The organism is Blautia sp. An46, assembly GCF_002161645.1.
Lineage (GTDB): Bacteria > Bacillota > Clostridia > Lachnospirales > Lachnospiraceae > Blautia > Blautia ornithocaccae.
Genome location: NZ_NFIF01000008.1, coordinates 1 through 25,236 on the forward strand (window position 1 = coordinate 1; position 25,236 = coordinate 25,236).

General features: G+C 44.2%; 36 protein-coding genes. 6 read left to right on the forward strand and 30 right to left on the reverse strand.

Going from position 1 to position 25,236, the window contains the following annotated elements; translation table 11 throughout:
* Positions 1-235: 235 nt before the first annotated feature.
* Positions 236-385, reverse strand: a complete 150-nt coding sequence (locus B5G00_RS18990) for a hypothetical protein (protein WP_164496689.1) — start codon at positions 383-385, stop codon at positions 236-238.
* Positions 386-637: 252 nt separating this feature from the next.
* On the opposite strand from B5G00_RS18990, the gene B5G00_RS07765 reads away from it, so the two are divergent.
* Complete coding sequence (locus tag B5G00_RS07765; RefSeq protein ID WP_087271021.1) at positions 638-1,006, forward strand: hypothetical protein; 369 nt, start codon at positions 638-640, stop codon at positions 1,004-1,006.
* Entirely contained in the window at positions 999-1,316 is a 318-nt protein-coding gene (locus B5G00_RS07770) for a hypothetical protein (protein WP_206423781.1), read from the forward strand. The genes B5G00_RS07765 and B5G00_RS07770 overlap by 8 nt, the downstream gene beginning before the upstream one ends.
* On the opposite strand, the gene B5G00_RS07775 is transcribed toward B5G00_RS07770, so the two are convergent.
* The 7 genes from B5G00_RS07775 to B5G00_RS07805 all read right to left on the reverse strand — a co-directional run bounded on the left by B5G00_RS07775 (position 1,288) and on the right by B5G00_RS07805 (position 6,591).
* On the reverse strand, positions 1,288-2,583 hold the full coding sequence (locus tag B5G00_RS07775) for a competence/damage-inducible protein A (RefSeq protein WP_087271027.1): 1,296 nt from the start codon (positions 2,581-2,583) through the stop codon (positions 1,288-1,290). The two genes, B5G00_RS07770 and B5G00_RS07775, sit on opposite strands and share 29 nt — an antisense overlap.
* Before the next feature lie 16 nt (positions 2,584-2,599).
* On the reverse strand, positions 2,600-3,142 hold the full coding sequence (pgsA, locus tag B5G00_RS07780; protein ID WP_087271030.1) for a CDP-diacylglycerol--glycerol-3-phosphate 3-phosphatidyltransferase: 543 nt from the start codon (positions 3,140-3,142) through the stop codon (positions 2,600-2,602).
* Positions 3,126-4,466, reverse strand: a complete 1,341-nt coding sequence (rimO, locus tag B5G00_RS07785) for a 30S ribosomal protein S12 methylthiotransferase RimO (RefSeq protein ID WP_087271033.1) — start codon at positions 4,464-4,466, stop codon at positions 3,126-3,128. The genes pgsA and rimO overlap by 17 nt, the downstream gene beginning before the upstream one ends.
* A gap of 75 nt (positions 4,467-4,541) precedes the next feature.
* The gene (gene rpoZ, locus B5G00_RS07790; RefSeq protein ID WP_087271036.1) at positions 4,542-4,796 is read right to left on the reverse strand and encodes a DNA-directed RNA polymerase subunit omega; all 255 of its coding nucleotides are present in this window, start codon (positions 4,794-4,796) and stop codon (positions 4,542-4,544) included.
* 4 nt (positions 4,797-4,800) lie between these two features.
* A complete protein-coding gene (gmk, locus tag B5G00_RS07795; protein ID WP_087271039.1) occupies positions 4,801-5,433 on the reverse strand; it encodes a guanylate kinase in 633 nt (210 codons plus the stop codon).
* Entirely contained in the window at positions 5,426-5,698 is a 273-nt protein-coding gene (locus B5G00_RS07800) for a DUF370 domain-containing protein (protein WP_087271042.1), read from the reverse strand. The genes gmk and B5G00_RS07800 overlap by 8 nt, the downstream gene beginning before the upstream one ends.
* A 14-nt stretch (positions 5,699-5,712) precedes the next feature.
* Positions 5,713-6,591 carry a YicC/YloC family endoribonuclease gene (locus tag B5G00_RS07805; protein ID WP_087271492.1) on the reverse strand — a complete coding sequence of 293 codons (879 nt, stop codon included), beginning with the start codon at positions 6,589-6,591 and terminating at the stop codon, positions 5,713-5,715.
* Between the two features lie 163 nt (positions 6,592-6,754).
* Here B5G00_RS07805 and B5G00_RS07810 point away from each other — a divergent pair, with 163 nt between their 5' ends.
* Positions 6,755-8,500, forward strand: coding sequence for an Rqc2 family fibronectin-binding protein (locus B5G00_RS07810; RefSeq protein WP_087271045.1), 1,746 nt, complete (start codon positions 6,755-6,757; stop codon positions 8,498-8,500).
* Between the two features lie 539 nt (positions 8,501-9,039).
* Here B5G00_RS07810 and B5G00_RS07815 read toward each other — a convergent pair.
* The 7 genes from B5G00_RS07815 to B5G00_RS07845 form a co-directional block, all read right to left on the reverse strand.
* A complete protein-coding gene (locus B5G00_RS07815; RefSeq protein ID WP_087271047.1) occupies positions 9,040-9,261 on the reverse strand; it encodes a hypothetical protein in 222 nt (73 codons plus the stop codon).
* Between the two features lie 14 nt (positions 9,262-9,275).
* Positions 9,276-9,929 carry an ABC-2 transporter permease gene (locus B5G00_RS07820; RefSeq protein WP_087271050.1) on the reverse strand — a complete coding sequence of 218 codons (654 nt, stop codon included), beginning with the start codon at positions 9,927-9,929 and terminating at the stop codon, positions 9,276-9,278.
* Entirely contained in the window at positions 9,926-10,777 is an 852-nt protein-coding gene (locus B5G00_RS07825; protein WP_087271054.1) for an ABC transporter ATP-binding protein, read from the reverse strand. The genes B5G00_RS07820 and B5G00_RS07825 overlap by 4 nt, the downstream gene beginning before the upstream one ends.
* 2 nt (positions 10,778-10,779) lie before the next feature.
* Positions 10,780-11,151, reverse strand: coding sequence for a GntR family transcriptional regulator (locus tag B5G00_RS07830; protein ID WP_087271057.1), 372 nt, complete (start codon positions 11,149-11,151; stop codon positions 10,780-10,782).
* Between the two features lie 229 nt (positions 11,152-11,380).
* The gene (locus tag B5G00_RS07835; protein WP_087271060.1) at positions 11,381-11,821 is read right to left on the reverse strand and encodes a GNAT family N-acetyltransferase; all 441 of its coding nucleotides are present in this window, start codon (positions 11,819-11,821) and stop codon (positions 11,381-11,383) included.
* A complete protein-coding gene (locus B5G00_RS07840; RefSeq protein ID WP_087271495.1) occupies positions 11,811-12,284 on the reverse strand; it encodes a methylated-DNA--[protein]-cysteine S-methyltransferase in 474 nt (157 codons plus the stop codon). The genes B5G00_RS07835 and B5G00_RS07840 overlap by 11 nt, the downstream gene beginning before the upstream one ends.
* Before the next feature lie 30 nt (positions 12,285-12,314).
* Complete coding sequence (locus tag B5G00_RS07845) at positions 12,315-12,971, reverse strand: lysoplasmalogenase family protein (protein ID WP_087271065.1); 657 nt, start codon at positions 12,969-12,971, stop codon at positions 12,315-12,317.
* A 116-nt stretch (positions 12,972-13,087) separates the two neighbouring features.
* Between B5G00_RS07845 and B5G00_RS07850 the strand changes: the two genes are divergently transcribed.
* Together B5G00_RS07850 and B5G00_RS07855 are read left to right on the forward strand one after the other, a co-directional pair.
* Positions 13,088-13,315: an ABC transporter permease gene (locus tag B5G00_RS07850; RefSeq protein ID WP_242971317.1), complete on the forward strand. Its 228-nt coding sequence runs from the start codon at positions 13,088-13,090 to the stop codon at positions 13,313-13,315.
* Between the two features lie 91 nt (positions 13,316-13,406).
* Entirely contained in the window at positions 13,407-13,886 is a 480-nt protein-coding gene (locus B5G00_RS07855) for a YbaK/EbsC family protein (protein ID WP_087271068.1), read from the forward strand.
* Here B5G00_RS07855 and B5G00_RS07860 read toward each other — a convergent pair.
* From B5G00_RS07860 to B5G00_RS07925, 15 genes are all read right to left on the reverse strand, one after another.
* A complete protein-coding gene (locus B5G00_RS07860; protein WP_087271071.1) occupies positions 13,880-14,752 on the reverse strand; it encodes an aminoglycoside 6-adenylyltransferase in 873 nt (290 codons plus the stop codon). The genes B5G00_RS07855 and B5G00_RS07860 overlap by 7 nt on opposite strands.
* Entirely contained in the window at positions 14,742-15,935 is a 1,194-nt protein-coding gene (locus B5G00_RS07865) for an MFS transporter (protein WP_087271074.1), read from the reverse strand. Before B5G00_RS07865 ends, B5G00_RS07860 begins: the two co-directional genes overlap by 11 nt.
* A 303-nt stretch (positions 15,936-16,238) precedes the next feature.
* Positions 16,239-17,075, reverse strand: a complete 837-nt coding sequence (locus tag B5G00_RS07870) for a hypothetical protein (protein ID WP_087271077.1) — start codon at positions 17,073-17,075, stop codon at positions 16,239-16,241.
* A 25-nt stretch (positions 17,076-17,100) separates the two neighbouring features.
* Positions 17,101-17,448 (reverse strand): hypothetical protein, encoded by a 348-nt coding sequence (locus tag B5G00_RS07875; protein WP_087271080.1) that lies wholly within the window; start codon positions 17,446-17,448, stop codon positions 17,101-17,103.
* A gap of 9 nt (positions 17,449-17,457) precedes the next feature.
* Complete coding sequence (locus B5G00_RS07880) at positions 17,458-18,549, reverse strand: hypothetical protein (protein ID WP_087271083.1); 1,092 nt, start codon at positions 18,547-18,549, stop codon at positions 17,458-17,460.
* 11 nt (positions 18,550-18,560) lie between these two features.
* Positions 18,561-18,890, reverse strand: a complete 330-nt coding sequence (locus B5G00_RS07885; protein ID WP_087271086.1) for an MmcQ/YjbR family DNA-binding protein — start codon at positions 18,888-18,890, stop codon at positions 18,561-18,563.
* Positions 18,891-18,900: 10 nt separating this feature from the next.
* A complete protein-coding gene (locus B5G00_RS07890) occupies positions 18,901-19,488 on the reverse strand; it encodes a GNAT family N-acetyltransferase (protein WP_087271091.1) in 588 nt (195 codons plus the stop codon).
* A gap of 31 nt (positions 19,489-19,519) precedes the next feature.
* Entirely contained in the window at positions 19,520-19,885 is a 366-nt protein-coding gene (locus B5G00_RS07895) for a DUF4186 domain-containing protein (protein WP_087271096.1), read from the reverse strand.
* 19 nt (positions 19,886-19,904) lie between these two features.
* Complete coding sequence (locus B5G00_RS07900; protein ID WP_087271498.1) at positions 19,905-20,183, reverse strand: acylphosphatase; 279 nt, start codon at positions 20,181-20,183, stop codon at positions 19,905-19,907.
* 203 nt (positions 20,184-20,386) lie between these two features.
* Positions 20,387-20,743, reverse strand: coding sequence for a hypothetical protein (locus tag B5G00_RS07905; RefSeq protein ID WP_087271099.1), 357 nt, complete (start codon positions 20,741-20,743; stop codon positions 20,387-20,389).
* A gap of 142 nt (positions 20,744-20,885) precedes the next feature.
* Entirely contained in the window at positions 20,886-21,755 is an 870-nt protein-coding gene (locus B5G00_RS07910; protein ID WP_087271102.1) for an alpha/beta fold hydrolase, read from the reverse strand.
* Between the two features lie 71 nt (positions 21,756-21,826).
* A complete protein-coding gene (locus B5G00_RS19315) occupies positions 21,827-22,039 on the reverse strand; it encodes a dihydrofolate reductase family protein (RefSeq protein WP_242971318.1) in 213 nt (70 codons plus the stop codon).
* A gap of 14 nt (positions 22,040-22,053) precedes the next feature.
* A complete protein-coding gene (locus B5G00_RS19320; protein ID WP_242971319.1) occupies positions 22,054-22,329 on the reverse strand; it encodes a hypothetical protein in 276 nt (91 codons plus the stop codon).
* A 122-nt stretch (positions 22,330-22,451) separates the two neighbouring features.
* The gene (locus B5G00_RS07920) at positions 22,452-22,907 is read right to left on the reverse strand and encodes a flavodoxin family protein (RefSeq protein WP_087271106.1); all 456 of its coding nucleotides are present in this window, start codon (positions 22,905-22,907) and stop codon (positions 22,452-22,454) included.
* 85 nt (positions 22,908-22,992) lie between these two features.
* The gene (locus tag B5G00_RS07925; protein ID WP_087271109.1) at positions 22,993-24,066 is read right to left on the reverse strand and encodes an alpha/beta hydrolase; all 1,074 of its coding nucleotides are present in this window, start codon (positions 24,064-24,066) and stop codon (positions 22,993-22,995) included.
* Between the two features lie 214 nt (positions 24,067-24,280).
* Here B5G00_RS07925 and B5G00_RS07930 point away from each other — a divergent pair, with 214 nt between their 5' ends.
* The gene (locus B5G00_RS07930; RefSeq protein WP_087271112.1) at positions 24,281-24,886 is read left to right on the forward strand and encodes a GNAT family N-acetyltransferase; all 606 of its coding nucleotides are present in this window, start codon (positions 24,281-24,283) and stop codon (positions 24,884-24,886) included.
* Positions 24,887-25,236 lie beyond the last annotated feature (350 nt).

Below are 25,236 nucleotides of genomic sequence, written 5' to 3' on the forward strand. Positions count from 1 at the left end.
ACTTCCCCTCACCTCTTATTTTCTCACAGAATCGCAAATAAAAAAGATGCTAAGTCACAGGTTTTAATCTGTGGCTTAACACCATTTTTTGCCATCTAACTCTGAAAGTCAGGTTTTATGATAGCACAGCCAGAATGGTATTTCAAGACAAAAACTCCCCAGCCAGGCTCTGAAAAGCCGAAAGCTGAGGGGTTTTCTTGTTTATAACAGCAGACAGCCTGCCAAAAGACGCCCCCTAACGTTTCCTACAGGTGTCCCTGCTCTGATTTTCATCCTGTCTTTTCAGTACTTTCTCCCGTTCTATCTCTTTTTTTCTCATACAGTTCAGATCTATTTCATAAATGGTGTTGCCTTCCTCCACAAGTTTTGTTTTCTCTCTTTCCATAACGCAAAACTCCTTTCCCTATATCTTATGATTTCCATAGTCAAATGGTCATGTGGTGCAAAATACTGCTAAAACGCACAAATCTCGAGATGTTATAGCAAGTTGACAAATCATTATTTTAGGCTTTATTTTACATTTGCTGTTTCCAGATATCGAATGGCTTTGGGGAAGCATCCGATAACTGTTGGATATCGGGTCATACATTTTTCTTTCCCGGCATATAATGGAGCAAAATGCAAAAAAGAGAATTATATGGATAATCAGTCTCTTCTTGACGAAATGGTAAGTGAAGATTCCATAGAAATGCTGAAGGCCGCCCTGCCATATCTTCCGGCCCAAGGGCAGTCCTTTGTATCTGTCTTCGCAAAATTTCTGGAGTTTAAAAACACCCTTCGGCTTTTCCGTTCTTCTCCCGGCACTACAGAAATCTGCGCTCAATCCAGGGAAAAGAATAATCCTCTGGAAATGCTCACCGCCTGCAGCAATGTATGTCATGGCCGGACCAAAGAGCAGCTGGACAATATCATCCAGACCATGGCCATGGTCCAGATGTTTGAATTAAGCCAGAAGCCTTTCCCTCAGAAAGATGTAGAGGAAGGAGGTGCAGATTCCTGTGAATAATCAAAAATCTGACAATAAAGGGCAAAAAAACACCCAGGAAAAGACTTCCTGGGTGGATCATCCCGGTCTGGCTGGAATGGACCCGGCCAAACTGGCTATGTTAAATTCTTTCGTGCAGCAAAGCTCTGGAAAAAGTCCCCAGGAGCTCCTGCCGCTGCTTATGGCAGCTGCCTCTCGGAACCGTTCCAACGGTACCAGGTTTTCTAATGCAGAAATCGAAACCATTATAGAAGTTTTGAAAACCGGAAAATCTCCTGAAGAGACTGCCCGCATGGACAGGATCATTCAGATGATGAAGATGCTCCAGTGAGCCTGCCGGTCTCATCTCCCTCTAAAATACATCTCCGGAGCAGCACAAGGGCGTTGACTACTGCCTGTTCCCTTACGCTGCTTCGGTCTCCATTAAAATGACATTCCTTTACTTTTGTCTTCCCTTTAAAACAGCATCCGATAAAGACGGTCCCCACAGGATACTCTTCTGTTCCTCCCTCGGGGCCTGCAAAACCGGTAACTGACAGGGCTGCATCTGCTCCTGCAGCCGCAGCTCCTCCTTCAGCCATTTCTTTTGCGCATTTCCGGCTTACTGCGCCGTGATTTTTCAGGGTACCTTTCTTAACATGGACAAGTTTTTTCTTTGCTTTATCGGAATAGGTAATATATCCCTGTTTCAGCACCTCAGAAGCTCCCGGCACATCCACCAGTCTGGCAGAAAGGGCTCCTCCTGTACAGGACTCTACAGTTGTCACAGTAAGTCCCCTCTCTCTCAAAAGCTCTACCACTGCCATTTCCAGAGTCTTGTCTTCCTCCTCTGTATAGACATTTCCCTGAAATCTCTTCCGAAGCTCTTCAGCCACAGGCTCTATAAGCCGCTGAGCCGTCTCTTCATCTGACGCTTTGGCAGTCACACGGATGTGGACTTCTCCAGGCTTGGCATAGGTTGCCACTGTGGGATTTTTCTGCTTTTGAATCAGGTCCTGGATATCTGTTTCAGCCTGACTCTCTCCCACTCCGCATATTTTCAGGGTTCTGGAAGAAATGATCTCCGGCTGCTTTTTATAGAGATATGGATAAATCCTGCTCTCGAACATCGGAATCAGTTCCCCTGGAGGACCTGGAAGAAGAATTACCGTCTTTTCCCCTTCTTCCACAATGATTCCAGGAGCAGTGCCGTTGTCATTCTCTACCGCTATTGCCCCTTCAGGTATAAGAGCCTGTTTCCAGTTATTCTGGGTGATGGCTTTTCCCGGAGTATTTCTCAGATACTGTTTCATAAATTTTTCAATGTGACGCCGGCTTTTTTTGTCCTCCACCAGCTCCCGCTTCAGGACTCTGGCCACTGCTTCTTTTGTAAGGTCATCCTGGGTAGGCCCCAGTCCGCCGCAAAGGATTACCACGTCAGACCGCTTCAGCGCTGCCCGGAAACATTTGCACAGCCGGCGCATATTGTCTCCCACTACACTCTGGTAGTACATGGATAGTCCCAGATCCGCACATTTCTGAGCAATATAGGCGCCGTTTGTATTAACAATGTTTCCCAAAAGCAGCTCTGTTCCCACACAGATCAATTCTGCTGTCATCTGTTTTCCCTCTTTCCTAATCCTGCATGCTTAACACTTTTCTGTTTTTTGCAATATAATCTACCAGCGAAATAATCGTCAGAGCCACAGCGATTACAATAAATACTGTGATCAGAGTCTGGAAGATTGTATTCTGGATATCCATGATCATCAGGATGATAAGGATCATCTGAGATACTGTTTTAAATTTTCCCCAGTAGCTGGCCGCAATGACAATGCCGTTATCTGCCGCAACAAGGCGGAATCCACTGATAATAAATTCTCTGGCAATGATCACAATGGTAATCCAGGCCGCCAGTTTTCCCATTGCAGTAAAGCAGATCAGAGCAGAACATACCAGAAGCTTGTCCGCCAGGGGGTCCATAAATTTTCCAAAATTCGTTACCAGGTTATGTTTTCTGGCCAGATAACCATCCAGGGTATCTGTGAGGCTGGCCACTACAAAGATTACCAGGGCAATCCACTTATCTGCCGCCCCTGTTATGTCATACATTAAAAAGGCTACAAAGAATGGTATCATGATCACTCTTGCAATTGTCAGTTTATTCGGTGTATTCATCTTTCAACTCTCCTATCAAATCATATTCAAGGGCTCCCGTCACATGGACCAGAGCAAAATCTCCGGACATCAGTTCCGTATCCGTGTTGATAAACATATAACCATCTACTCCGGGAGCATCTCCGTAGGTCCGGGCCACATAGGCGTTTTCATCTGCCACCTTTCCCTCTACCATTACTTCTACGTTGCTTCCAATCCTGCCGTTTCCCTTATCTATAGAAATCTCCTGCTGAAGCTCCATCAGCTCCGCCTGACGTCTCTCTTTCTCTTCCTCTTCAATCTGGTCCGGCATTCTGGCCGCAGGAGTATCCTCCTCCGCAGAATAGGTAAACACACCCAGACGGTCAAATTCCATGGTATCAATAAATTCCATCAGTTCTTCATGTTCCTCCTGGGTCTCTCCTGGGAATCCTGTGATCAGAGTAGTTCTCAGGATGATGTCCGGGATTTCTCTCCGAAGAGTCTCTACGATCTGAACCAGTTCCGCTTTCGTAGTTCTTCTCCCCATTCTCTTTAAAATTCTGTCATTGCAGTGCTGAATGGGAAGGTCCAGATAATGGCAGATCTTCCGTTCTTCCTTCATTGTCTGAATAAGCTCCGGATAGATCTCTTCAGGATAGCAGTAGAGAATACGGATCCACTGGATTCCCGGTATCCGACAAAGCTTTTTCAGCAGGATATGAAGGGATTTTTCTCCATAGAGATCCTGTCCGTATATAGTGGTCTCCTGGGCCACCACGATCAGTTCCCGCACACCCTGAGAGGCCAGATACTCTGCCTGAGACACCAGCTTCTCCATAGGAATACTCCGATATTTTCCTCTAAGTTTTGGAATAATACAGTAAGTACATCGTTTATCGCAGCCTTCCGCGATTTTCAGATAATCGTAATATCCCCCTGTGGTGATCACCCTTTTTCCTTCTGCCTGAGGAAGACGATCCACATCCTGGAAATCCAGATACTTTTCTCCATCAAAAACTTTATCCAGGGCCTGGATAAGTTCGTCCCAGCTTCCCGTTCCCAGAACAGCATCTACTTCCGGGATCTCCTCTGTAATCTCTTTCTGATAACGCTGAGCCAGACAGCCGGTGACCAGCAGGGCCTTCAGCCTGCCGGTTTCTTTATACTGGGCCATCTCCAATATACTGTTAACACTTTCCTCTTTTGCATCATGGATAAAGGCGCAGGTATTGATAACGATCACCTCTGCCTCTTTTTCCTCATTGGTAATCTCGTAGCCTTTCTCTACCAGCATACCAAGCATGTCTTCCGAGTCTGCCAGGTTTTTGTCGCAGCCCAGAGAAATAAACAGTACCTTTCTCATGAAACCTCCTTGGATTAGCACAAAGGACCGCCGGCAAGAAGCTGTCAGCAGTCCCTGTACATAATATTCATCTTTTTAGTTCTCTTCCTCTTCTGTCTCAGGATCTTCCGGCAGAATGTGGACTTTACCTTTATAAATCTCCTCTACCGCAGTGGATAAAGGTTTCTTTCCTGCAGCAGGTACCATAGGCTCTCTCCCTGCGATCAGCTGTCTTGCTCTCTTACTGGTGGCAAGTACCACGGAATAGCGGCTGGTTACTAAAGGTTCATCCTCCAGCTCTGCTCCTTCGTTAATAGCTTCCATAAGTTCTGTGTAAGATGGATGTATCATAAATTCATTCTCCTTTCTGGAATACAGCAATTTCCTCTGTTATTTTTTCTATAAAATCCTGACAGTTATCTGCCCTGTCATGCTGACTCTGGATAATGGCATGCATACGGTCCACACACTCCTCCAGCTGGTCGTTGACCAGGATATAATCATACTCCGGCATACCCTTGGCCTCTTCAAAAGCCCTGGAAAGCCTGGACTGGATCACTTCCATTGTCTCTGTGCCTCTTCCTATCAGACGTCTTTTCAGTTCGTCAGCCGTAGGCGGCGTCACAAAAAGCAGCAATGTATCCGGAAGTTTTTCCTTTACCTTCAGCGCTCCCTGGATCTCAATTTCCAGGATCACGTCTTTTCCGGCGTTTAACTGTTTTTCTACATATGCCTTGGGCGTCCCATAATAATTTTCCACATATTGAGCATATTCGATCAGCGCGTCCTGAAGGATCAGCTCTTCAAACTCTCTTTTTGTATGGAAAAAATACTCTCTTCCGTGCTCTTCTCCCGGCCTGGGTGCCCTGGTAGTGGCAGAAATGGAAAGAGCATAATTATCATACTTTTCCATCAGCCTTTTGATCAGTGTTCCCTTTCCTGCACCGGAGAAACCGGAAACCACAACTAAAATTCCTTTTTCAGACATCATATTCCCCTCTTGTTTCATTTTCCGGAAATGTACCAAACCTCTTGGATATGGTTTCAGGCTGAAGGGCAGAAAGCACAACCATATCGCCGTCTGTAATAAGAACAGCTTTGGTCTTTCTCCCCTGGGTGGCATCCACTGCTTTACCTGATTCCTTTGCCGCCTGGACCAGACGTTTGATAGGTGCCGCGTCGGGACTGACCACCGCTACCACCTTATCCATATTTACTACATTTCCAAATCCGATATTCAACAACTTTGTCATAGACATTCCTGCCTTTATTCAATATTCTGGATCTGTTCCCGGACTTTTTCAATCTCTGTCTTAAGATCAATGGCCAGATTGGAAGTCTCCAGGTCATTTGCCTTAGAGAGGATGGTATTTGCCTCCCGATTCATCTCCTGAGCTATGAAATCCAATTTTCGCCCAATCCCTTCGTTCTCATGGAGAACTTCCTCCATACGATGGATATGGCTTTTCAGCCGGACCGTTTCCTCATCTGTACAGATCTTATCGGCAAAAAGAATTACCTCTGCTGCGATCCGACTCTCCTCGATCTGGGTATCCGCCAGAAGCTCTTTCACCTTGCCTTCCAGCTTCTCCCGGTATTCCCGCAGAATCTCAGGGGATCTCGCTTCTACCAGATCTACCTTTTTATCCATAGCCTCCAGTTTTTCCAGGATATCCTGTCTCAGATGAGCACCTTCCTGGGTTCGGCTCTCTACAAACTGTCCGGCTGCGCCGCGGATCACCTGTTCCAGAGCTGTCCAAAGCTCTTTCTCATCAGGAGTCTGCTCTTCCATGGTAAACACTTCCGGATATTTAGAAAGAGCCGCCGCAGTGATCTCTGTCTCAAGTCCAAATTCACTGCCCATCTCCCTGATGTAGGTAAGATACTGCTGTGCAATCTCCCGATTGTATTTTACCGAAACTCTGCTCTGAGTGTAATCTTCATAAGTAATAAAGAGATCTACCTTTCCTCTCTGGATATACTCTTTCAAAAGATTACGGATCGCCGCCTCAAAAAAGCTGAGCTTCTTTGGCATCCGCATATTAATATCCAGATACCGGTGATTCACAGACTTCATCTCTACGGTGATCTTTTTTTCTTCGTCTACTAGCTCGGCTCTGCCGAAGCCGGTCATACTTTTAATCATGTAAAACTCTTTTCTGTGTCCATTATTTGCCTGAGGGCATAAACATACATAGTCATTATAAGTCAAAGGCACATACCCGTCAAACATTTTTTTGCTTCTTACAAAAATTTATGATAAGATAAAAAGGATATCCCCAAATGATTGATAAAGGAGTGCAAAGACTATGGCATTTGACGGAATCACCATTGCAAACATGGTAAAAGAATTTCAAGATACTATCGTGGGAGGAAAGATCAATAAAATCGCCCAGCCGGAGGCAGATGAGCTGCTGATCACCATAAAAAGCAACAAGACTCAGTACCGTCTCCTGATCTCCGCCAGCGCTTCCCTTCCATTGATCTATTTTACAGATAAAAATAAAACCAGCCCCTTAACCGCCCCTAATTTCTGCATGCTTCTTCGGAAACATATCGGAAGCGGAAGGATCGTCTCTGTGACCCAGCCGGATATGGAAAGAGCTATTGAATTTGAAATCGAGCATTTAAATGAGCTGGGCGATCTGTGCCATAAAATCCTGGTGGTAGAGATCATGGGAAAACACAGCAATATTATTTTCTTAAATGAAGAGCGGATGATCCTGGACAGCATCAAGCATATTTCCGGAAATGTAAGCTCTGTCCGGGAAGTACTTCCAGGCAGAGCCTACTTTCTCCCAAAGACTCAGGAAAAATATAATCCTATGACTGTGTCCGAGGAAGACTTTTCCCAATCTGTATGTGAAAAGCCTGTAAATCTGTCCAAAGCCCTCTATACCTCCCTTACAGGGATCAGCCCCTGTATTGCCGAGGAAATCTGCCATCGGGCTTCTCTGGACGGCAGTCAGCCGGCAAAATCTCTCACGCCTCCGGCAAAGGAGCATCTCTTTCATACTTTTCAAAGGCTTATGGAAGATGTAAAGGAAGGTAATTTCCAGCCAAATATTGTCTATAACGAAAAAGAAGAGCCGGTGGAATACGCCGCCCTTCCTTTGACAAAATATATGAACGCTCCTGTAAAAAGCTTTTCTTCCATGTCCCAGGTACTGGAACAGTATTACGCCCAGAAAGATCAGATTACCCGGATCCGTCAGAAATCTTCTGACCTTCGCCGGATCGTTCAGACCGCCCTGGAGCGGAATCGGAAAAAACTGGATCTCCAGTCCAAGCAGATGAAGGATACTCAGAAAATGGACAAGTACAAAGTTTACGGAGAACTGATCAACACCTACGGATATAACCTGGAGGAAGGCTGCAAATCCTTTAAGGCTCTGAATTATTATACCAACGAGGAGATTACTATTCCTCTGGATCCCACTATGAGCCCTCAGGAAAACGCCAAGAAATATTTTGACCGTTACAATAAGCTGAAACGTACTGCCCAGGCTCTGGAGGAACAGTTAAAAGATACGGAAGAAGAAATCCAGCATCTGGAATCCATCAGCACGGCACTGGACATTGCTCTTCAGGAAAACGATCTGTCCCAGATTAAAGACGAGCTGACCGAATACGGATATATCAAGAAACATTATTCCGGAAATAAAAAGAAGGCAATGGCAAAGTCCAAACCACTTCATTATATTTCCAGCGACGGCTACCATATCTATATAGGGAAAAATAATTATCAGAATGATGAGCTGACTTTTAAATTTGCCACAGGAAATGACTGGTGGTTTCACGCCAAGAAAATGGCCGGCTCCCACGTAATCGTAAAGAGCAATAATGAAGAACTGCCTGACAGAACCTTTGAAGAAGCCGGACGGCTGGCCGCCTACTATTCCAGCGGCAGAACAGCCCCCAAAGTAGAAATTGATTATATCCAGAAAAAACATGTGAAAAAACCCAACGGCGCCAAACCAGGGTTTGTCGTCTACTACACCAACTATTCCCTGATGATTGAACCGGATATCTCCGGGATTGAGCAGGTGGAATAATAATCTTCATAAAAAGCAAGGCGTTGTGGCATGAATCATATTTCAGGAGTATTTATACATTTTATGCCAATTTGTCGAGCATTGCTTTGAGACAGACCATAAGCTCAAAGCAGCGCAGAATGAGCAATAAAATGTATAAATATTCTCAATTTTGGTTAATGCGGAAACGCCTTACTCTGAGCTTTTCTTTTTATCCCCTATTTTTCGCATAAATCATCACTAAACTTGGGGATTCTCCAGGATTATACGGTTATAATTCAAAATTGCTATATTTAACCGTTCATTTCCGGACTGTTATACGGTTATAATCCTAAAAATGCCATTATAACCGTTCATTTCCAGGCTATTGTACGGTTATAATTTAACGAATGCCTTTTTTAACCGTTTAATTTCTGGAAAAAGTACGGTTATATTTTGGAAATTCCAAATTTAACCGTTTTACCCTGTTTAAAACTACGGTTCAAATTGTAAAAACCATTTTTCAACCGTAAATTTCTCTTCTTGATGGTTTTCATTTCCAAAATCCATATACTTCCACTTTATCCAAAATTTCTTTTAATGGTATCCAGCTCCCCTGCCTTCTCCACCCAGTTCTCTACATAGCCGCAGCAGCAACATACATAGCGGATAACAGGGATTTTCCCTATTAAAGTTATTGAAGTGGTATAGATATTGTTTCCGCTGGTATAACGACGGGGATTATCCGGAACACGAACAATATCTACAGAACCGCATTTTGGACATCTGCCTGAATTTTTCATACTTGTTTTCCCTCTTAAAATTCTTTCTTTTTTACAATTCCGATACTGATTCTCACGGACAAAAGTAAAATTAAAACAGCAGCAGCAATCAGGATTCCCAGAAAAGTTCCAATTCCTATTTCAGGAAGAGAATCCAGAATCGGCAAAAAATCTTCTCCCCACTGTTGTACACTCTCTGCCAGCATTACTATTGTCAAATAAAGCACTGCAAAGAGAATGACTACCGCAACTCTTCCCTTTTCAGCCCCAAATTTCAGCATTACAGGCACCATCACTGCCAGCATAAATAATACCAGGGGCAGAATTATAAAAGCAATTGTAATTAATTCTCCAACAGGCTCCTGTCCTCTTCCGATTCCTATAGCTACTGACAGCATTGATATTATAATCCAGGCCCCCAGTCCCATGATCATTCCGAAACAATATTTTTCGATGATATAAGTCTTTCTGGTAACGGGCAGGGAAAACAAAAAAGCATTTCCATTGTCAAGCTCATCATAACTGATAGAGCTTATTGAAAACAGCGAAAATATAAAAGATATAAAGCCAATCGTATACGATACATTTTCAGAAAACAGAGCCATAAAAACTCCTATGACTGTGATTAAAGTCAAAAAATTTTTCTGAACTTTCATTAACCGAAAATCTTTTATCAATAATCCTTTCATAATCTTTCACCTCTGATCATCATAGTTATCACTTCATCAATATTTCCTTTTTCAATGACAATATCTGGATAATTCTCCACATAATATTGTTTCTGGTTTGTCAGGCAGCTATATCCGTAGCTCTCCTTTTTTCTTCTCAGAATATATTCTTTATCCAATCCCGTATACTGTTCTCTGTCCACTTTCAAAAGTCCATAGTCGCTGAGGAGCACATCTGTATCTTCATGGAGAATGATCTTTCCTTCATGGATCATGTAAAGGTCATCACACAAAGTTTCCAGGTCACTGGAAATATGGGAGCTTATGAGAATAGACCGTTCCTCGTCCTTTTCCATAAACTCCCGGAGCATTTCCAGAAGTTCATCTCTGGCCACCACATCAAGACCTGCTGTAGGCTCGTCAAGGATCAGCAGTTTTGCATTATGAGAAATCGCTGCCAGAACCTTCAGCTTTGCCTTCATTCCCGTAGAAAAATCCTTCAGACGTTTCTTCTCAGGAAGTTGAAACCGCTTTACCTGCTCTTTAAAAAAGGTCTTGTCAAATTTGGCATAGAGACTTTCCATCACAGGGATAATGTCTTCAATAGTCAGATATCCGCTGAATCCGGAATCGGAGAGGACAACTCCCAGTCCCTGTTTGTCTTCTGCGGTAAAGTCCTTCAGGTCCTTTCCAAAAATCTGAATACTCCCGCCCTCTGTAGAAATCAGGCCCAAAGCTGCCTTAAATGTAGTGCTTTTTCCCGCTCCATTCTGGCCGATCAGTCCTGTGATACAGCCTGGCTGCACTTCCAGGGTACAGTCTAAAGCAAAGCTTCCATAGTTCTTTCTTAAATGATCGATTTTTAACATAATCATCCCTCCAACAATAACTCAAAAATGTCTTTTAAGTCTTCATCGCTGATTCCGCATCGTCTGGCTTTCTGTATAGCTTTTTCCAAATCTGCCTCTACTTCCTTTTTCTGCTCCTCCAAAAGCCGCTCTGTATTGGTCGCCGCCACATAGGTTCCTTTGCCGTGAACCGTAACGGTAAAGCCTTCCGCTTCCAGATCGTCATAGGCCTTTTTCACTGTCAGAGCACTGATCTTCAGTTCCCTGGCCAAAGCCCGTACAGAAGGCAGATTATCATTCTCCTTTAACTCCCCTTTCTGGATAAGTGTCTTGATCTGGTCTACAATCTGCTCGTAGATCGGGATCATCAGAGAATTGTTTATGATTATCTTCATGCATTGTTCCTCCTTCGTTGCAAACAGTATATAACAGCAGTTAACTGTTGTCAAGTGTTATATACTGTTTATTTTAAAATTTTAAAAAAGGAAAACCGGCCTGCCAGCTATCGTAAACAAGCAAACCAATCTTCCTTTCCCTGCATACTTTCAAAAATTCAAATCTCCTTGTATATTAAGGATACCCGCTCTGCACAAGAACAGACCTCTTGTTCTGAACGGGCAGCCTCTATGAAAGCTTATGTCTGTAGATTTTCTGCATCTCTCCCCAGTAAGCTGGCTTTGTATCAATATGTACATATCCATATTTTTCATAAAAGCCCTCAAAATGGCTGACTACAAAAACCTCATGGAAGCCCTGGGATTCCAAATAATCTTCTGCCTTTTCAATCAGCAACTGACTAAGTCTGTTCCCCCGGAATTTTTCATCTACAAACACATAGCTGATATATGGTGTATAGGTTGCATTGTTGATGCAGTCGCTTTTTGACACCGCACAATACCCTGCAATTTTCCCTTCTTCTACTGCTGCCACTACCCGTTCCCAGTCAGAAAAATTTTTTCTCATATCTTCCGCCAGATATTTTCCTCCCTGCCAGGAACAGTGTTCTGCAAATTCTATGAGAGAATTCCAGGAATTATCTGATGGGCTTATAACTTCAATTTTCATCGCAATTCTCTCTTTCCAGTTTTAGCAAGTACTCTTTAACATTCAATCCCCCTGCATAGCCAGTCAGGCTTCCATTGGTTCCGATCACTCTATGACAGGGAATGATAATGGGGATAGGATTCCTGTTATTTGCCATTCCCACCGCCCGGCTGGCTTTAGGGTTTCCTGCTGCCTCTGCAATTTCTTTATAAGTCCTTGTCTCGCCATAGGGAATCTGAGTAAGAGCCTCCCATACTTTTTTCTGAAAATCTGTTCCCTGGGGAACACAGGGTACGGTAAAGACCTTTCTCTTGCCCTGAAAATATTCCTCCAGCTCTTTCACCGCCCACTGGGTCATCTCATTAGTCCTGCCCTGGACTTTCACCTTCTCATCTTCATAAAATTTTATGGCCTTAATTCCTTTGTCTCCAGACAATATTGTCAGAGCTCCTATGGGACTTTGATAAATTTCTCCATAAATCATTTCTGTTTTTTCTTCCACTCTTATCTCCTTTTATATCCACGTAATCAATGCTATGCAAAATATTCCTGCATAATAGAGGCTCAACGCCAGTACGCTCATAGGCTTTGACAGCTTGTTAAAAAAGCCCTTTCCCACCATTAAATCCGAAACCGCAAACAGCACTGCTCCCACTGCTGCTCTCAGGTAATCCGGCCCCAGCTTTGAAGGAAGCATAACAGCCACCGCTGTCATTCCCATAAGTACTGCAGGATACAAGATCATGGCATACAGCTTGGGATTCTCTCTGGCTCCCCTTAGTTCCCTGCGGAACAGATATAAGGAAACTCCCATAAAGAGTACCCACCAGAAAAAACTTACCGGCGTATAGGCTCCTCTTGTGAGAAACCATCCGATCAAGATCAGATGTCCTGCTGCAAATACTCCCATTCCCAGGAAAAACTGTACTTCCAGAAAACCGTCTGCCAGCAGGAAAAGGACCAGGGCCGCCAAAATCCATTTCTTATCCAGTCCCTGGCTGTCTCCTCTGGCCCAAATCCCCAAAAAACCAGTACACACGATCATCCAGGTAGAAAGACATTTGGGAAGGATATTCCATCTGCGCTTCCCCCATTCCTTGATCTTAAAATGCAGGATCATTCCCACAATGATCACAGGAAGGACTAAAATCCCCCAGATCACATACAGCATAAAGCACCCCCTTATTTTTCTGTATTTTATAATTATACCGCATTTCTATGTCTTTTTCAGCTATTTATTCATTCATACATGCTATGCCCCAAAATAATATGGGAGTTGCCGCCAAAATGAAAGAATACGGAGGTATGAGGGCGATTGGAATGAGTAATCGGCAGCTTGTAAAAATGATAATTGCCGAAGCAGGGACCTATGGGATAAGCGGAGTTATTTTAGGCTGTATTATCGGTCTTCCCATGCACTGGGTCATCTTTTTGTTTACTTCTTTTTTGGCGATTCGGGGACCTGCAAAACAGTTACAGAAAATGTCTATCGTTGAAAATATCAGTGTGCAATAAACTTTGACATCTTCCAAATAACTATATAAAATAACTCTATAGCAGCAAAACTCAACAAACTTTTATATAAAACAGAAAGGAATTATTCACCATGTCACTAAAATCTGTAAAACAATATTTCAAATCCCTGGGAAGGGAGAATGATATCCGGGAATTTTCCCAGTCCAGCGCTACTGTGGAGCTGGCTGCCCAGGCAGTAGGAACCGCCCCTGCCCGGATTGCAAAAACCCTGTCTTTTTACAGCAAAGAAAAGGACCATGCAATCCTCATTGTCACCGCAGGAGATATGAAAATCGACAACAGTAAATTCAAACATTTCTTCGGCATGAAAGCCAAAATGCTGGCAAAAGAGGACGTAGAACCGCTCACCGGCCATGGGATCGGAGGCGTATGTCCTTTTGCCAATCCTTCTCATACGGAAATCTATCTGGACCAGTCTTTAAAGCGCTTTGAGACCGTTTTCCCTGCTGCAGGCAGCGGAAACTCCGCTATTGAGCTCACCTGCAGCGAGCTGGAAAACTATACAAACTCCAAAGACTGGATAGACGTCTGCAAACCTATGGATCAGTAAATCTCTTTTGCATCTTTGGGGAGCTGACAGACATGTTCCAGATAAGCTCTGGAATTTCTCCCTTCCTCTTCATGGTAGGAAAATCCCAGAGCCTGGGCCACCTCCCTGGCCATTGTCTCAAAAAGACTGCACATCTCAAAGACACTTTTCTGTATCGCTTCTTTTTCTCCTGCCGGATAGGTTCTCATATAGCTTTCATAAACCGCCTCCGGCAGATAGTTTTTCAAATATTTTCCTCCCTTTCCTACACTGGCAGAAAAATCATGGTCCTTTCCAGCCTTCCAGGCAAGAACTTTAAAAAGCATTGGCCGTATCACGAAATTCAGCTGTTCCATCACATAGGGGAGTTCTTCCCTCCACAAACCTTTTGCCACATTATTCAGACACCACCAGAATTCATTGCAGACTGCCAGAAATTCTTCCTGGGAAGGTTTCTTCACCCAGTATACTTTTTCAAGATTTTCTCCGGGCTGGGGCAGGCAGCCGGTTTTGTCTAAAAGAATCCGATAAGGTTCCCCTTTCTTTAACTGTTCCTTTACAAAAGCCAGGGTACATACATGGAGATCCAGACGGTTGCCGTCTGCAAACTGCATCAGCCATCCATAGCAGTTCTCATGATTCCCATTATCCCAGATTCCTTCATCTGGATACTGCATATACAGGCGCTGACCAAACCTGTTGATCCATTCTTTCTCCTCTATAAAAGGCCTGGTTTCTGTCACTACATAGACCAGATCATAATCCTGAAAAATATCTCTTGGAACCTGGGGTACTGTCCTGGAACCCTCCAGATAAGCAGCCAATATCCGTTCATCATTCCTGGCTGTAGAAATCAGCAGTTCAAACATTTCTTTTTCACTTCTCATTTTCACACCTCATCCTGCAAAACATGATCACACCGGCAGCAGCAGCCAACAGCCCCAGCAGAGCAAAGGCTTCTGAAACAGAAAGAACATCTGCCAGAGCCCCCGCTCCGGGACTTAAAATGGTCATAAAAACACTGTAAGCCATACTGCCTGCTGATACCATTGTAGCACGGGATTCGCTGGAAAAGAACTTCTGATTTTCAGTTTCCGTACGGAGCATGATGACCTCGCTGACACAGTGGGCAATTCCTCCTCCCATAACTGAAATCACCAGAGAATTTCTCCCGGCAAAGATCAGAGAAAGCCCTGTAAGGATCCCCCCTGCCAGATAGAGCTTTCTGGAAGAAATCTTTCTGCTTTTCTCCGCCAGAACTGCTCCTGCCATAGTGCACAAGGAAATCAGCAGCAGAGGAATTCCCAGAAATCCCGGCTCAAGTCCCACGGCTACAAGATGGTCCTGCAGAAGCATGTAGACCACATACACTGCTGCACATACCAATCCGGAATAGGCCATCCGCCAGGCAACTTTTGGGGTCTTTCTCAGAAACTTAGCCGTTCTCACAAAATGTCCGGCAACTTCTTTTGCCATGATTCCCAGAGACATTTTTTCTCTATTCTCTTTCTCTTCAACAACAGCTTCTTTCAGAAGAGATGCGCAGAATGTGCACAAAATCCCCTGAAGAATTCCAAGCAGATAGGCTTTTTTGTAGCCTAAACTTACCGTTACCACACTCATCAGGCTGGTAAAGGCAAACAGGGCCTCATAGAGGAAGTCCTGTCTGGACGCTACCTTCAGATACATTTCCTCCTGTCCCGTCACCAGGAGGCTGTCATATGTCAGAGCCTCTCTGGTACCGGAAACCAGGTTGTAGCTGACCGCATTGATCCCCATAGCCAGAAGAATCATGTAAAAGTTATCGGAAGCAATCATAAAGAAAGCAGCCATAGCCGATACGATTCCCGACAGCATAAGCGTCCTTCTCCTGCCTATGGTATCCGATACCATACCGCTTGGAATCTCAAAGCACATACTTACTGCGTGGAAAACTCCTTCGGCAATTCCCACCTGTCCCAGGGAAAATCCCCGCTGCAAAAGGAAAAATACCCATACCGCATCTACAATCTGCAGACCGCTTACAATTTCATAAAGATATAACCTGGAAATTTGTTTCTTGATGTTCATAGCATTATCCTCTCATTCTTCCTAGATAATGCCCATTTTCAGAATTTCAGACGGCATTCTTTTGCGCTCGGCAGAACAGTCTCCTGTTCTCCTAAGGCCCTGCCACAGATAAGGTCATCTTCTAAAAATGGGCGCACTTATAGCCTGAACACCAAAAAAGTTACCTTTTTTAATCATTAAAAATGGTGTTTTCCAGCCCATTTGTGCGCCCTCCTTTTTCAAAAATTACCTTTTAAGAAAGCTGCCGCTGCATTGGCAACCTAAAAAAGTATAGCACAATGCCTGTCCAAATACAAGGAAAATCTACTTTTTCCGTAACCAGAAAAACCAGATACATCCTCCGGCAACGACAACTGTCAGAAGAGCCGGAAGAGCAAATATCCACACCGGCAGACTTCCCTGTCCTTTTATTTTCTCCAGAGTTTCTTCTGAGACAGCATTTTCCTGTTCTGCTGTTTGTCCCTGTGTCTCTACTGCCTGTCCCGGTACTTTAGGCGGCTCCTCTTCCATGGGGATCTCCTGGTTTCCGGGTTCGGAAAGGCAGATCCAGAAATCTCTGCTTCCCATATAGTACCCTACATTTCCCCAGAGCCGTTCCTGGCTGTCCGTGTAAAATTCGGAAAATTTTAGTTCCTGCTGTAATTCTTCTGTTCCCCAGTTCTCTCCCGAGCAGGGATAGGACCAGAATACAACCTTTTCCCCTTCTGCCAGCACCTGCTCTTCTCCTGGCAGGATTTCTTCTTCATGGTCTTCTCTGAATTGCCTGCTGTCATAATCCAGATATACATCCGCCATCAGTATCCAGCCGCTTTCCTGATCCAGAAACACACCCCATTGCGCTCCCTGGCTGTCTGTATATACATGGGTAACCTGAAGCCTGGTATCTGCCGGAAAACTCCCCTTTTTCCTCCCGTTAGGCGCCGTCCAGAAGTCCACGCTGCCATCTGTATAATAATTCCGGTCCACATATTCGCACTGGTCAGCATGTGCCTGATAGAACTGGTCCTCCGGCTCCAGGATCAGGTCCGCCTGGACCTCCTCCGGGTTTATAGCCAGGAAAAAAATTACCGCAGCAAATAAAACTTCCCAAAACAACCGGCTCCTCCAATTAGCAACACCTGCAAATTTTTTCTCTCTCATAGCCTCCTCCTAGCATTTTCTATTTTCAATGTATCAACACCGTATAAACCGCTCCGCACAAATAAGAAACTCCGTTGGCCGCCAGAGACAAAAGCCATGGATTTTTCCTTTTCCCCATACATTTATACAGCAGGATTCCCTCTATTAAAACCACAAAAATTTCCAGAAAAATCTGAATTATCCAGCTCATAAAGCCACTATGAACTGGCTGAAGCTGATAGATTGTTACTGCCATAGGATTTGTAAATAAATTTATAAAAAACAGCAGCAACAGATCCTTCCTTTTTCGGATTCCCATTCCCAGAAAAACCAGGGTCTCGATGATCCAGGTAAGAACCAGAGAAAGGAACAGGGTTTTTATCCAAATATGCATATTTTCCTCCTACTGATCGCTTTTCCCTTGCTGCCCTGCCCTTTCCCTTCTCTTTATAGTCATCCATAAAAGAATTAAGGACAGAAAAGATAAAAAACCGGCTCCAAAAGGCATTGGAAGGCTTCCAACTCCAAAATAAGAAGGCAAAAAACCTATAAACAGAGCAAAGGTCAGCAGGCCAAAAGAAATTCCCGTCCATTTCGGAAAGGTCCTGTACAAAAGCACCAGGGTAATCGGCATGGTCATGTTAAAAAGCAGGGTTCCGGCAGTCCCGGACCACATAGAGGAAGGCTGCAGCAGCAGGATTCCTCCCAGACCCAGAGATAAAGCAACTGTTTTTTTCATACCTGTCAGGTCCGCTCCAATACCTCCTGCAAGCTTTCCTGCTGCCGTAGCCCCCGCCAGGATCAGACCAGTCTTTACAGTCTGATTCCAGGGAAAAGAAAGGGCCATTCCCTGATAGGAGCAGAGAACCACAGTCATAAAAATACAGAGCACTGAGAGCAGGTCAAATGCAGTTTCCGGTAATACTCCTTTAGTTGCCATCGGAACCCTTTCCCTTTGGATTTCCCTGTATTTTTTCTTCTTTTTCCCTGCCGCCTCTCCAAGAATTGCCGCCGAAAACAGCAGTGACAGCATTATTCCCACAGCTATTTTCATACCGGTTTTCCCGGAAAGCAGCTTTCCAAGGCAGATTCCCAGAGCCCCGGAAGATACAAATAGCCCTGAGGGCCAGATTTTCTCTGGAAATACAGCCAGGACCAGAGCACCTGTTCCCACATGAAAGGCAGCATTCCCAAAACCAGCCAGAAAAACGCCCAGCCACAGGGGAATATCTCCATACAGCGCCAGCAGCACCAGAAAAATTCCTGCAATTCCTGTCCAGGAATAGCCTTTTAAGCTGCCCTTATTCTTCTCACAAATCCTGTCCAGCAGAACTCCCAGAGGCAGCTCTAAAGCAAAGGCAAAAAAATTATAAAAGAATAAGAGTGTATACCAGCCAGCCTCCCCTACAACCTCCTGAAAAATAAACCATGAGCAGGAAAAATCAATCCAAAAATGGCAGAAAAATCCCCACACCATAAAACCATATCTTTTCATTTTCTCACTTGTTATCCTTTTACCAGATCATAGCTCTCACCTATCATCTGCCGTATCTTCTCCTCCGGTACAGTGCCGTCCAAAATAATGGAATTCCAGTATTTTTTATTCAAATGATAGGCCGGAACCACCGAAGGATATACCTCTCTCCAGAAATCTCTCCACTCCGGGTCTGCCTTTACATTCAGCCAGATATGTCCCTCTTTTTCAAATATCCAGAGAAACACCTTCCTGCTTTTCTTTTTGCGGATCACCGTCCAGTTTAGATCGTGAAAAGGCTCGTCTCTGTAAACATCAGGAAAGGTCAGGGCATACTGAACTGCTTCTTCTCTGGTTTTCATAGGCTTCTCCTTATAACTCTTCTTCTACAAAATGTATCTGAGATTCCTTCCAGTATCGGTCATACCGCCATTCTTTTGGCATGGTAAAATTCAGCTGATACATCCGGAATATCACCTTGTAATTTTTCGGCTGCCATTGTTCTTCATAGGAATATTGGTAACTCATTCCCAGTTTTCTCATTACCTTTCCGCTGGGAATATTTTCTCTGTCATGAGTAGCTGTAATATAAGGCAGCCCCTCCTGTTTCACTCTTTGGATCAGGCCCTGACAGGCTTCTGTGACGATTCCCTGGTTCCAGTATTGTCTGGCCAGCCCGTATCCCAGGTCATGGCTTTCCTCACCGCTGATGTTCACATATCCTACAGGTGTTCCTGTTTCTTTCAGGCATATGACATAGGCATAGCCTTGTCCCTTTTCATATACGGTCAGATAACGCTCTTTTAAGAACTGCTCTGTTTCTTCCATGGACTTTACCGGGAACCAGGGAAGAAAACGGTTCACCTCCTGATCACTCAGAAGCTTATGGAAAAATCCACAATCTTCCTTCTGAAGTTTTCTTAAAAGCAGCCGTTTTGTTACAATCTCTTTGCTTTCCATTCTTATTCTCCATAAGACGGATTTTTCTTCTTCATCTTTCCATCTCCCCCTTGATCCAAAGCATAATCACATGTACAATATACTCCTTTTGCCTGGGGGTAAGTTCCTTTCCTGCCCGGATCTTATGCCATTTTTCCAGGCATCCTCTGCAGCAGATCGCCGTAGCATGCTGGGCGATAAAAACCGGATGGCCTCGCATAGGAGTCTGCTTTCCATCGTTTGGGATCACTGCCGGAGCCAGTCTCTTTTCTATAAAATCCTGAGCATGCTCCTGGATTTTGTCTAGTCCCTTCTGCCTCACATACTCCTTGTCCTGTTCTTTCAGATGAAATCTGCTGCGAAAACTGGATTTGGAAAGCCCTGCAAAAAGCTGCTTCAGCCATTCTTCTTCCGTCATAACCTTCTTCTCCCCTCTTTCAGTGAATAGAAAAGCTGCTTTCCTTTTCCACAGGGATTTCCTTTTCTTCTATATCCTCAATCCAGATAAATCTCTGCTGATACAGCATGGAGATCATCTTTCCAATTTCTTCCCGTTTTCCCTGGACTTCCATCTCCACCTTTCCGTCCCAGCGATTCTTCACCCAGCCGGTCAGCCCCAGCATCTGGGCAATGTTCATAGCCCGGTAGCGGAAACCCACGCCCTGGACCCTGCCGGAAAAGATCAGGTGTTTTCTAATCTCTTTTTCTTTAAACATTCTCCTCAGCTCCTGTCTGTCATAAATCAACACTTTTCTTGAAAATACAAAATCGCCTTCCATGGAAGGCGAAAATAGAAAAACAATATAGTATTTTTCAACTGACTTTTTGCTCCTCCTGTTAAATTCCATTGTATCAAATCTTTTCTGGAGGAACAACTGATATCTGACTATTCTCGTAATCAGTCCTGCAGGACCGTCACCTACTCTTTTGTAAAGCTGACGCTGCCTTTTGCCTTTTCTCCTGTCACCGTAATCCGATAGGCCCCATCTTCCTCAATCTCAATATTCAAGGAACCTGAGGGCATATCCCGGCTCTCTAAAATAGGCTCTTTCCCTTCCTGCTGAATGGTAACAGCAAGTTTTCCTGCTTTCTTTTCAATTTCTCCGTGTATCTTATCTCCCTTTTTCAGCTCCAGCAACTGGGAATCTGTAGTATTAAAAATCGTATATTCCATAAGGAACTGGCTGTCATTTCCCGTTCTGCTCCCGTTAAAGTCCGCCATGCTGCATCCTGCCAGCAAACATCCGCCCAGCAGCAGACCCAGATATTTCTTCATGTCCACTCTCCCCTGTCTTCTGCATATTGCCATAAATGATAGTACTATTTTATCATAACCTGCAGGGAAAAGCATTTCCTATTAATCTCTATATCCTGACCAGCCGGGTTTTTATTATATTGTGGCCGTATCACAGACTTTTTTATCCATTTTCCTCTGCCTGCCTCTCATCTGTATTTTCCAAGATGATCATGGTCACCTCTTCGGGACGCTCCCTTACAGGCCAGTGCTTACAGCCTCTCATTACATGAACTTTTCCATTGGGGCATAAATTTACCACCTTAAAAATATCGTTTACCGGTACCAGAGGATCTTTTTCCCCGTGTATGAAGATCACTGGCATTTTCAGCTTATGCAGTTCCTGAACGTAGCAGGGAATTGCCCTCTTCTTATCGCAGGAGCTTCTCTGAAAATCCTGCATAGCCTTTCCGCAGGATTCCTCCTGGCAGGCTTTCTGAACTTCACCCAGCATTTTATTGGTTATTTTCCGTTTACTCCCAATGAGATACTCCTGAAGCATGTACTGGACCAGCCATTTGCTTTTCCCCAGAAGCTTATATTGCCACAGGGTCAGATTTGTCTTCTGTATAAACCAGTAAGACAAAGGATGAAATGGCAGAGTTAAGGTCAGTCCCCAGGAATCAATGGGGAATAAGGCCTTTACTCTGCTCGGATATTTCAACGCATATCCAATGGCCACTGCTCCACCCATAGACAGACCTGCCAGATAGAATTCTTCGGCACCCAACTGATCTGCCATTTCGTTCAGGGCTTGGATATGAACAGGATAAAAATTTTCGCCTCGTATATCCGGCTTGTCACTTTTTCCGTAACCCAGCAGGTCTGGGGCGTATACCGTATATTCTCTGGTAAAATTTTTTATCATCCCCCACCAGGAAAGCATGGCGCTGTCTGTGCCGCTGCCATGGAGGAGAAAGAGGATTTTTTCTCCAGTTCCTCTTTTATAAACATTTATATTTCCATAAGACGTATGTACTTTTAATTCTTCCAATTTTATTCCTCACATCTTCTGTGCTTTCTTCGATTCTAACACATTCTCTGTGAGAAATCATCTATAAGATTTTACAAAGCGTTCTTGGCCAGATATTTTAAGTGCAGCCCGCCGTCTCCAATTTTCTCTGCCTTTTCCAGCGTAAATTCTACCGGACTCCCCTCCCTCTGAGAAGGAAGCTGGGCAAAGAGAGACGCTGAACCCTTTCCTCCGTCTGTCACCGGTGCCAGCACAAGACTAAGCTCGTCTACCATTCCTGCCTGGAGAAAGCTCCAGTTTACCATACCGCCGCCGCAGATCAACAGTTTTCAATATGAAAAAGTTCATATAATTTTTCCAATGCCAGCCTGCAGTCCAGCTCATCCTTTCCGGCAAGAATATAGGAAACTCCTCTTCTTCTCAGATAAGCTTTATACGCAGCAGAGGTTGCTTCTGTAAGAATTTCAATGACATGGGCTTCTCCCCTGCCCCTGTTATCAAAAGTCCCGGACTGCCAGCCAATCTCCCCTTGGATATCCAGAGATACATAGTACATTTCTGCCCGGTCATCTGCCACAAAATCGCCTTCCGGCACCTGGTTTTTCTCTTCCAGCACCGGTTTCGCAAATCCGGTAAATTCCTTTGTAAAGGACCGTTGATTTTTCCATCCAGGGAACTAAGAATATGGCAGATCACATAAGGTCTTTTCATCAGCGCTTACCTCCCAAGTTTTTCAGAAACTTTTTCTGCTTCTCTCTCATTTGTCACCATACCTGCATATTCCATGCCATACATCTTTGCAAAACAGCTCATGGTATACTCTGCTTTTTCCAGCATCCACAGCTCCGGTGCAGCCCCCTGGAATATAAAAGCGAATTTTCTTCCTGACAGTTCTCCTGAGCTCACAGGGCCGTAGAAACGGTCCAGAAGGTTTCTCACTGCTCCGCACATATTATGCCAGTAGACAGGAGAGCCGATAACAATTGTATCTGCTTCTTTCATTTTCTCTAAAATCTCTGAAAACTGGTCATCTTCGAATTTCTGTCCATAGGCATACAGCTTATAATCCACCAGCTCCAAAGTCTCATACTCTTTTCCTGTCAGAAGCTTTGCCGCCAGTTTTGCTGTGTTTCCGTTCTTGTTTGGACTTCCGTTAATAAATAAAATACTCATTTTAAAATTCCTCCTGTGTTTTAAATTTTAGAATACTGTCTGCATTCTTGCAAGGCTCCGTATGTCATCTGCGCTGACATGCCTTTTACTTCCAGATCCAGCATAAACCGTTATAGAAATATTCCATGGCATACTCACCGCTATGGACGCCTCCCTCCTGCTCCAGGAAATACAGATTACCCTCTCTTTCATTATCTGCATAGCGAAATGTGCCGTCACTGACATCTGCCATAGCCTCTATCTGATTCTTAAAAGAAGCATAGGCAAAATCTTCAGTCCCAGAGGCTGCAAAGATAAAAAAGTCATCCCATTCATGTCCGGAATCTTTCACAATAGAAGCCATGTACTCGCCATCTGAGGTCAGATTTCCGCTAGAGGGCATAAAATATCGAAAATAATCCAGACAATACTGGAAAGTCCTCCAGGTTGCCACAGAGCCCATGGAAAAACCGCAGAAAGCACGATGATCCCTGGAGCTTCGGATTCCATCTAAAGTTGTATCCTCCGCATAGGTACTATATGTACCTTCCACTGCCGGTATCAGATCATTGATCAGCTCGTTGTGGTAATTCTCAGTCAGGCGAAGAGCCAGGGAATAATCAGAGCTGTCCGACTCACTTTCATTATTATAAGTGGGACAAACCACGATCATTGGCTGGATTTTTCCATCAGCAATACCATTGTCCAGCACATTTTTAAATTCACCAGGCTGGTCCGGCGTTCCCAGATAGGTGGTCTCGTTGCTCCATCCTCCATGCATTAAATAAAATACGTCATATTGGGTATCTTCTGAATAGCCGTAGGGCAGATATACAATCGCCCGTTTATGAAGGACCTGTTCCTGCTCCTCATAGGTCATAGACTCATAGGTGTCATATTCTAATTCCACGAGGGTTCCCTGCTGATCTGACTGAGAAAAATAATCCTGGGGAATCTCTGCCAGTTCTTCCGGGAGCGCTCCTCTTGTTACTGTTTCACCTTCCGTTTCTGTCGCCGCCTCTTCTGTCTGATCTGAAGCTTCTTCCTGATCCAGGCTTTCTTCCCTGACTGGCGCAGACTGCTCACTGCTCCTTTTGTTTTCCTCAGTTCCTGTTTGCCCGCAGCCTGCCCCAAAAACCGCCAATGCCAGACAGCCCGCTAACAGTCTGTATTTTTTCACAGCTTCACCTCCTGTTTATAGTCACCTATATTATAGACCATGGGAAATGGCTGAAGAAGCTATGTTTTAGTTGTGGAATATATACCTGAGGGTTTTTACTGTTCTTTTCCATTAAAGATTTTTCCGGTTCATTGACTTCTCTTCCCTCCGATAATATAATCTTACCAAAACATACAATCCAGAAATATATTTGAATGGAGGCCCAAAATAATTTATGATATCAGATATAAAGCTTCGAATAGTAAGAACAGAGGATGCAGAAAAATTGCTGGAAATCTACCGGCCTTATGTAGAGAAAACTGCTATTTCTTTTGAGTATGAGGTACCCTCTCTTGATGAGTTCAAAGGCAGAATAATAAACACCTTAAAAAAGCATCCCTATCTCGTGGCAGAAAAGGAGGGTGAAATCCTAGGTTATGCCTATACAAGCGATTTTGTAGGACGAGTTGCTTACGACCATTCTTCAGAAATGACCATCTATCTTGATGAGACCAAACGTAAAATGGGAATCGGCAGAAAGCTTTACAGTGCCATTGAAGAAATCTGCAAAGCTCAGAATATCACGAATTTATATGCCTGTATCGGATATCCTGAGACAGAAGACGAATACCTGACCAAAAACAGTGCAGAATTTCATGCCCATCTGGGCTATCGTCTGGCTGGAAAGTTTTATAACTGCGGTCTAAAATTTGGCCGCTGGTACCATATGATCTGGATGGAAAAGATCATCAGCACACACGGAGCTGCTCCGGCTCCAGTCATACCCTTTCCTGAACTAGACCGTGAAATTCTGCTGGGAATCGGGGTACAGGATTCCTGATTGAACCATGACAATATAATATACTTACCCAGGGAGCCGATAGGGTGTGAATACCTCCGTTTCTGAGCCTTGCAGAAAGGAGGCGGTTTTTATGAGTACATATGAGGAATTAAGCCTGATTGTAAGCACTGCTTTACTGATTGTCGCCATTCTGAATTTTACACATAGAAAATAGCACCCCCGCTCTGGTAAAGTAAAGGTGCTATTCTCAGTACAATATTTCGCCGGAAACGGATAGGTGTGAACTATCGTATCGGCTTCCTTGTTAAGTATATTATATGTCAAGCAGAAAATTTTTTCAACCATAAGATTTTCCTCTCATTCCCACGCCCTGGCCGGACCGAATGAAC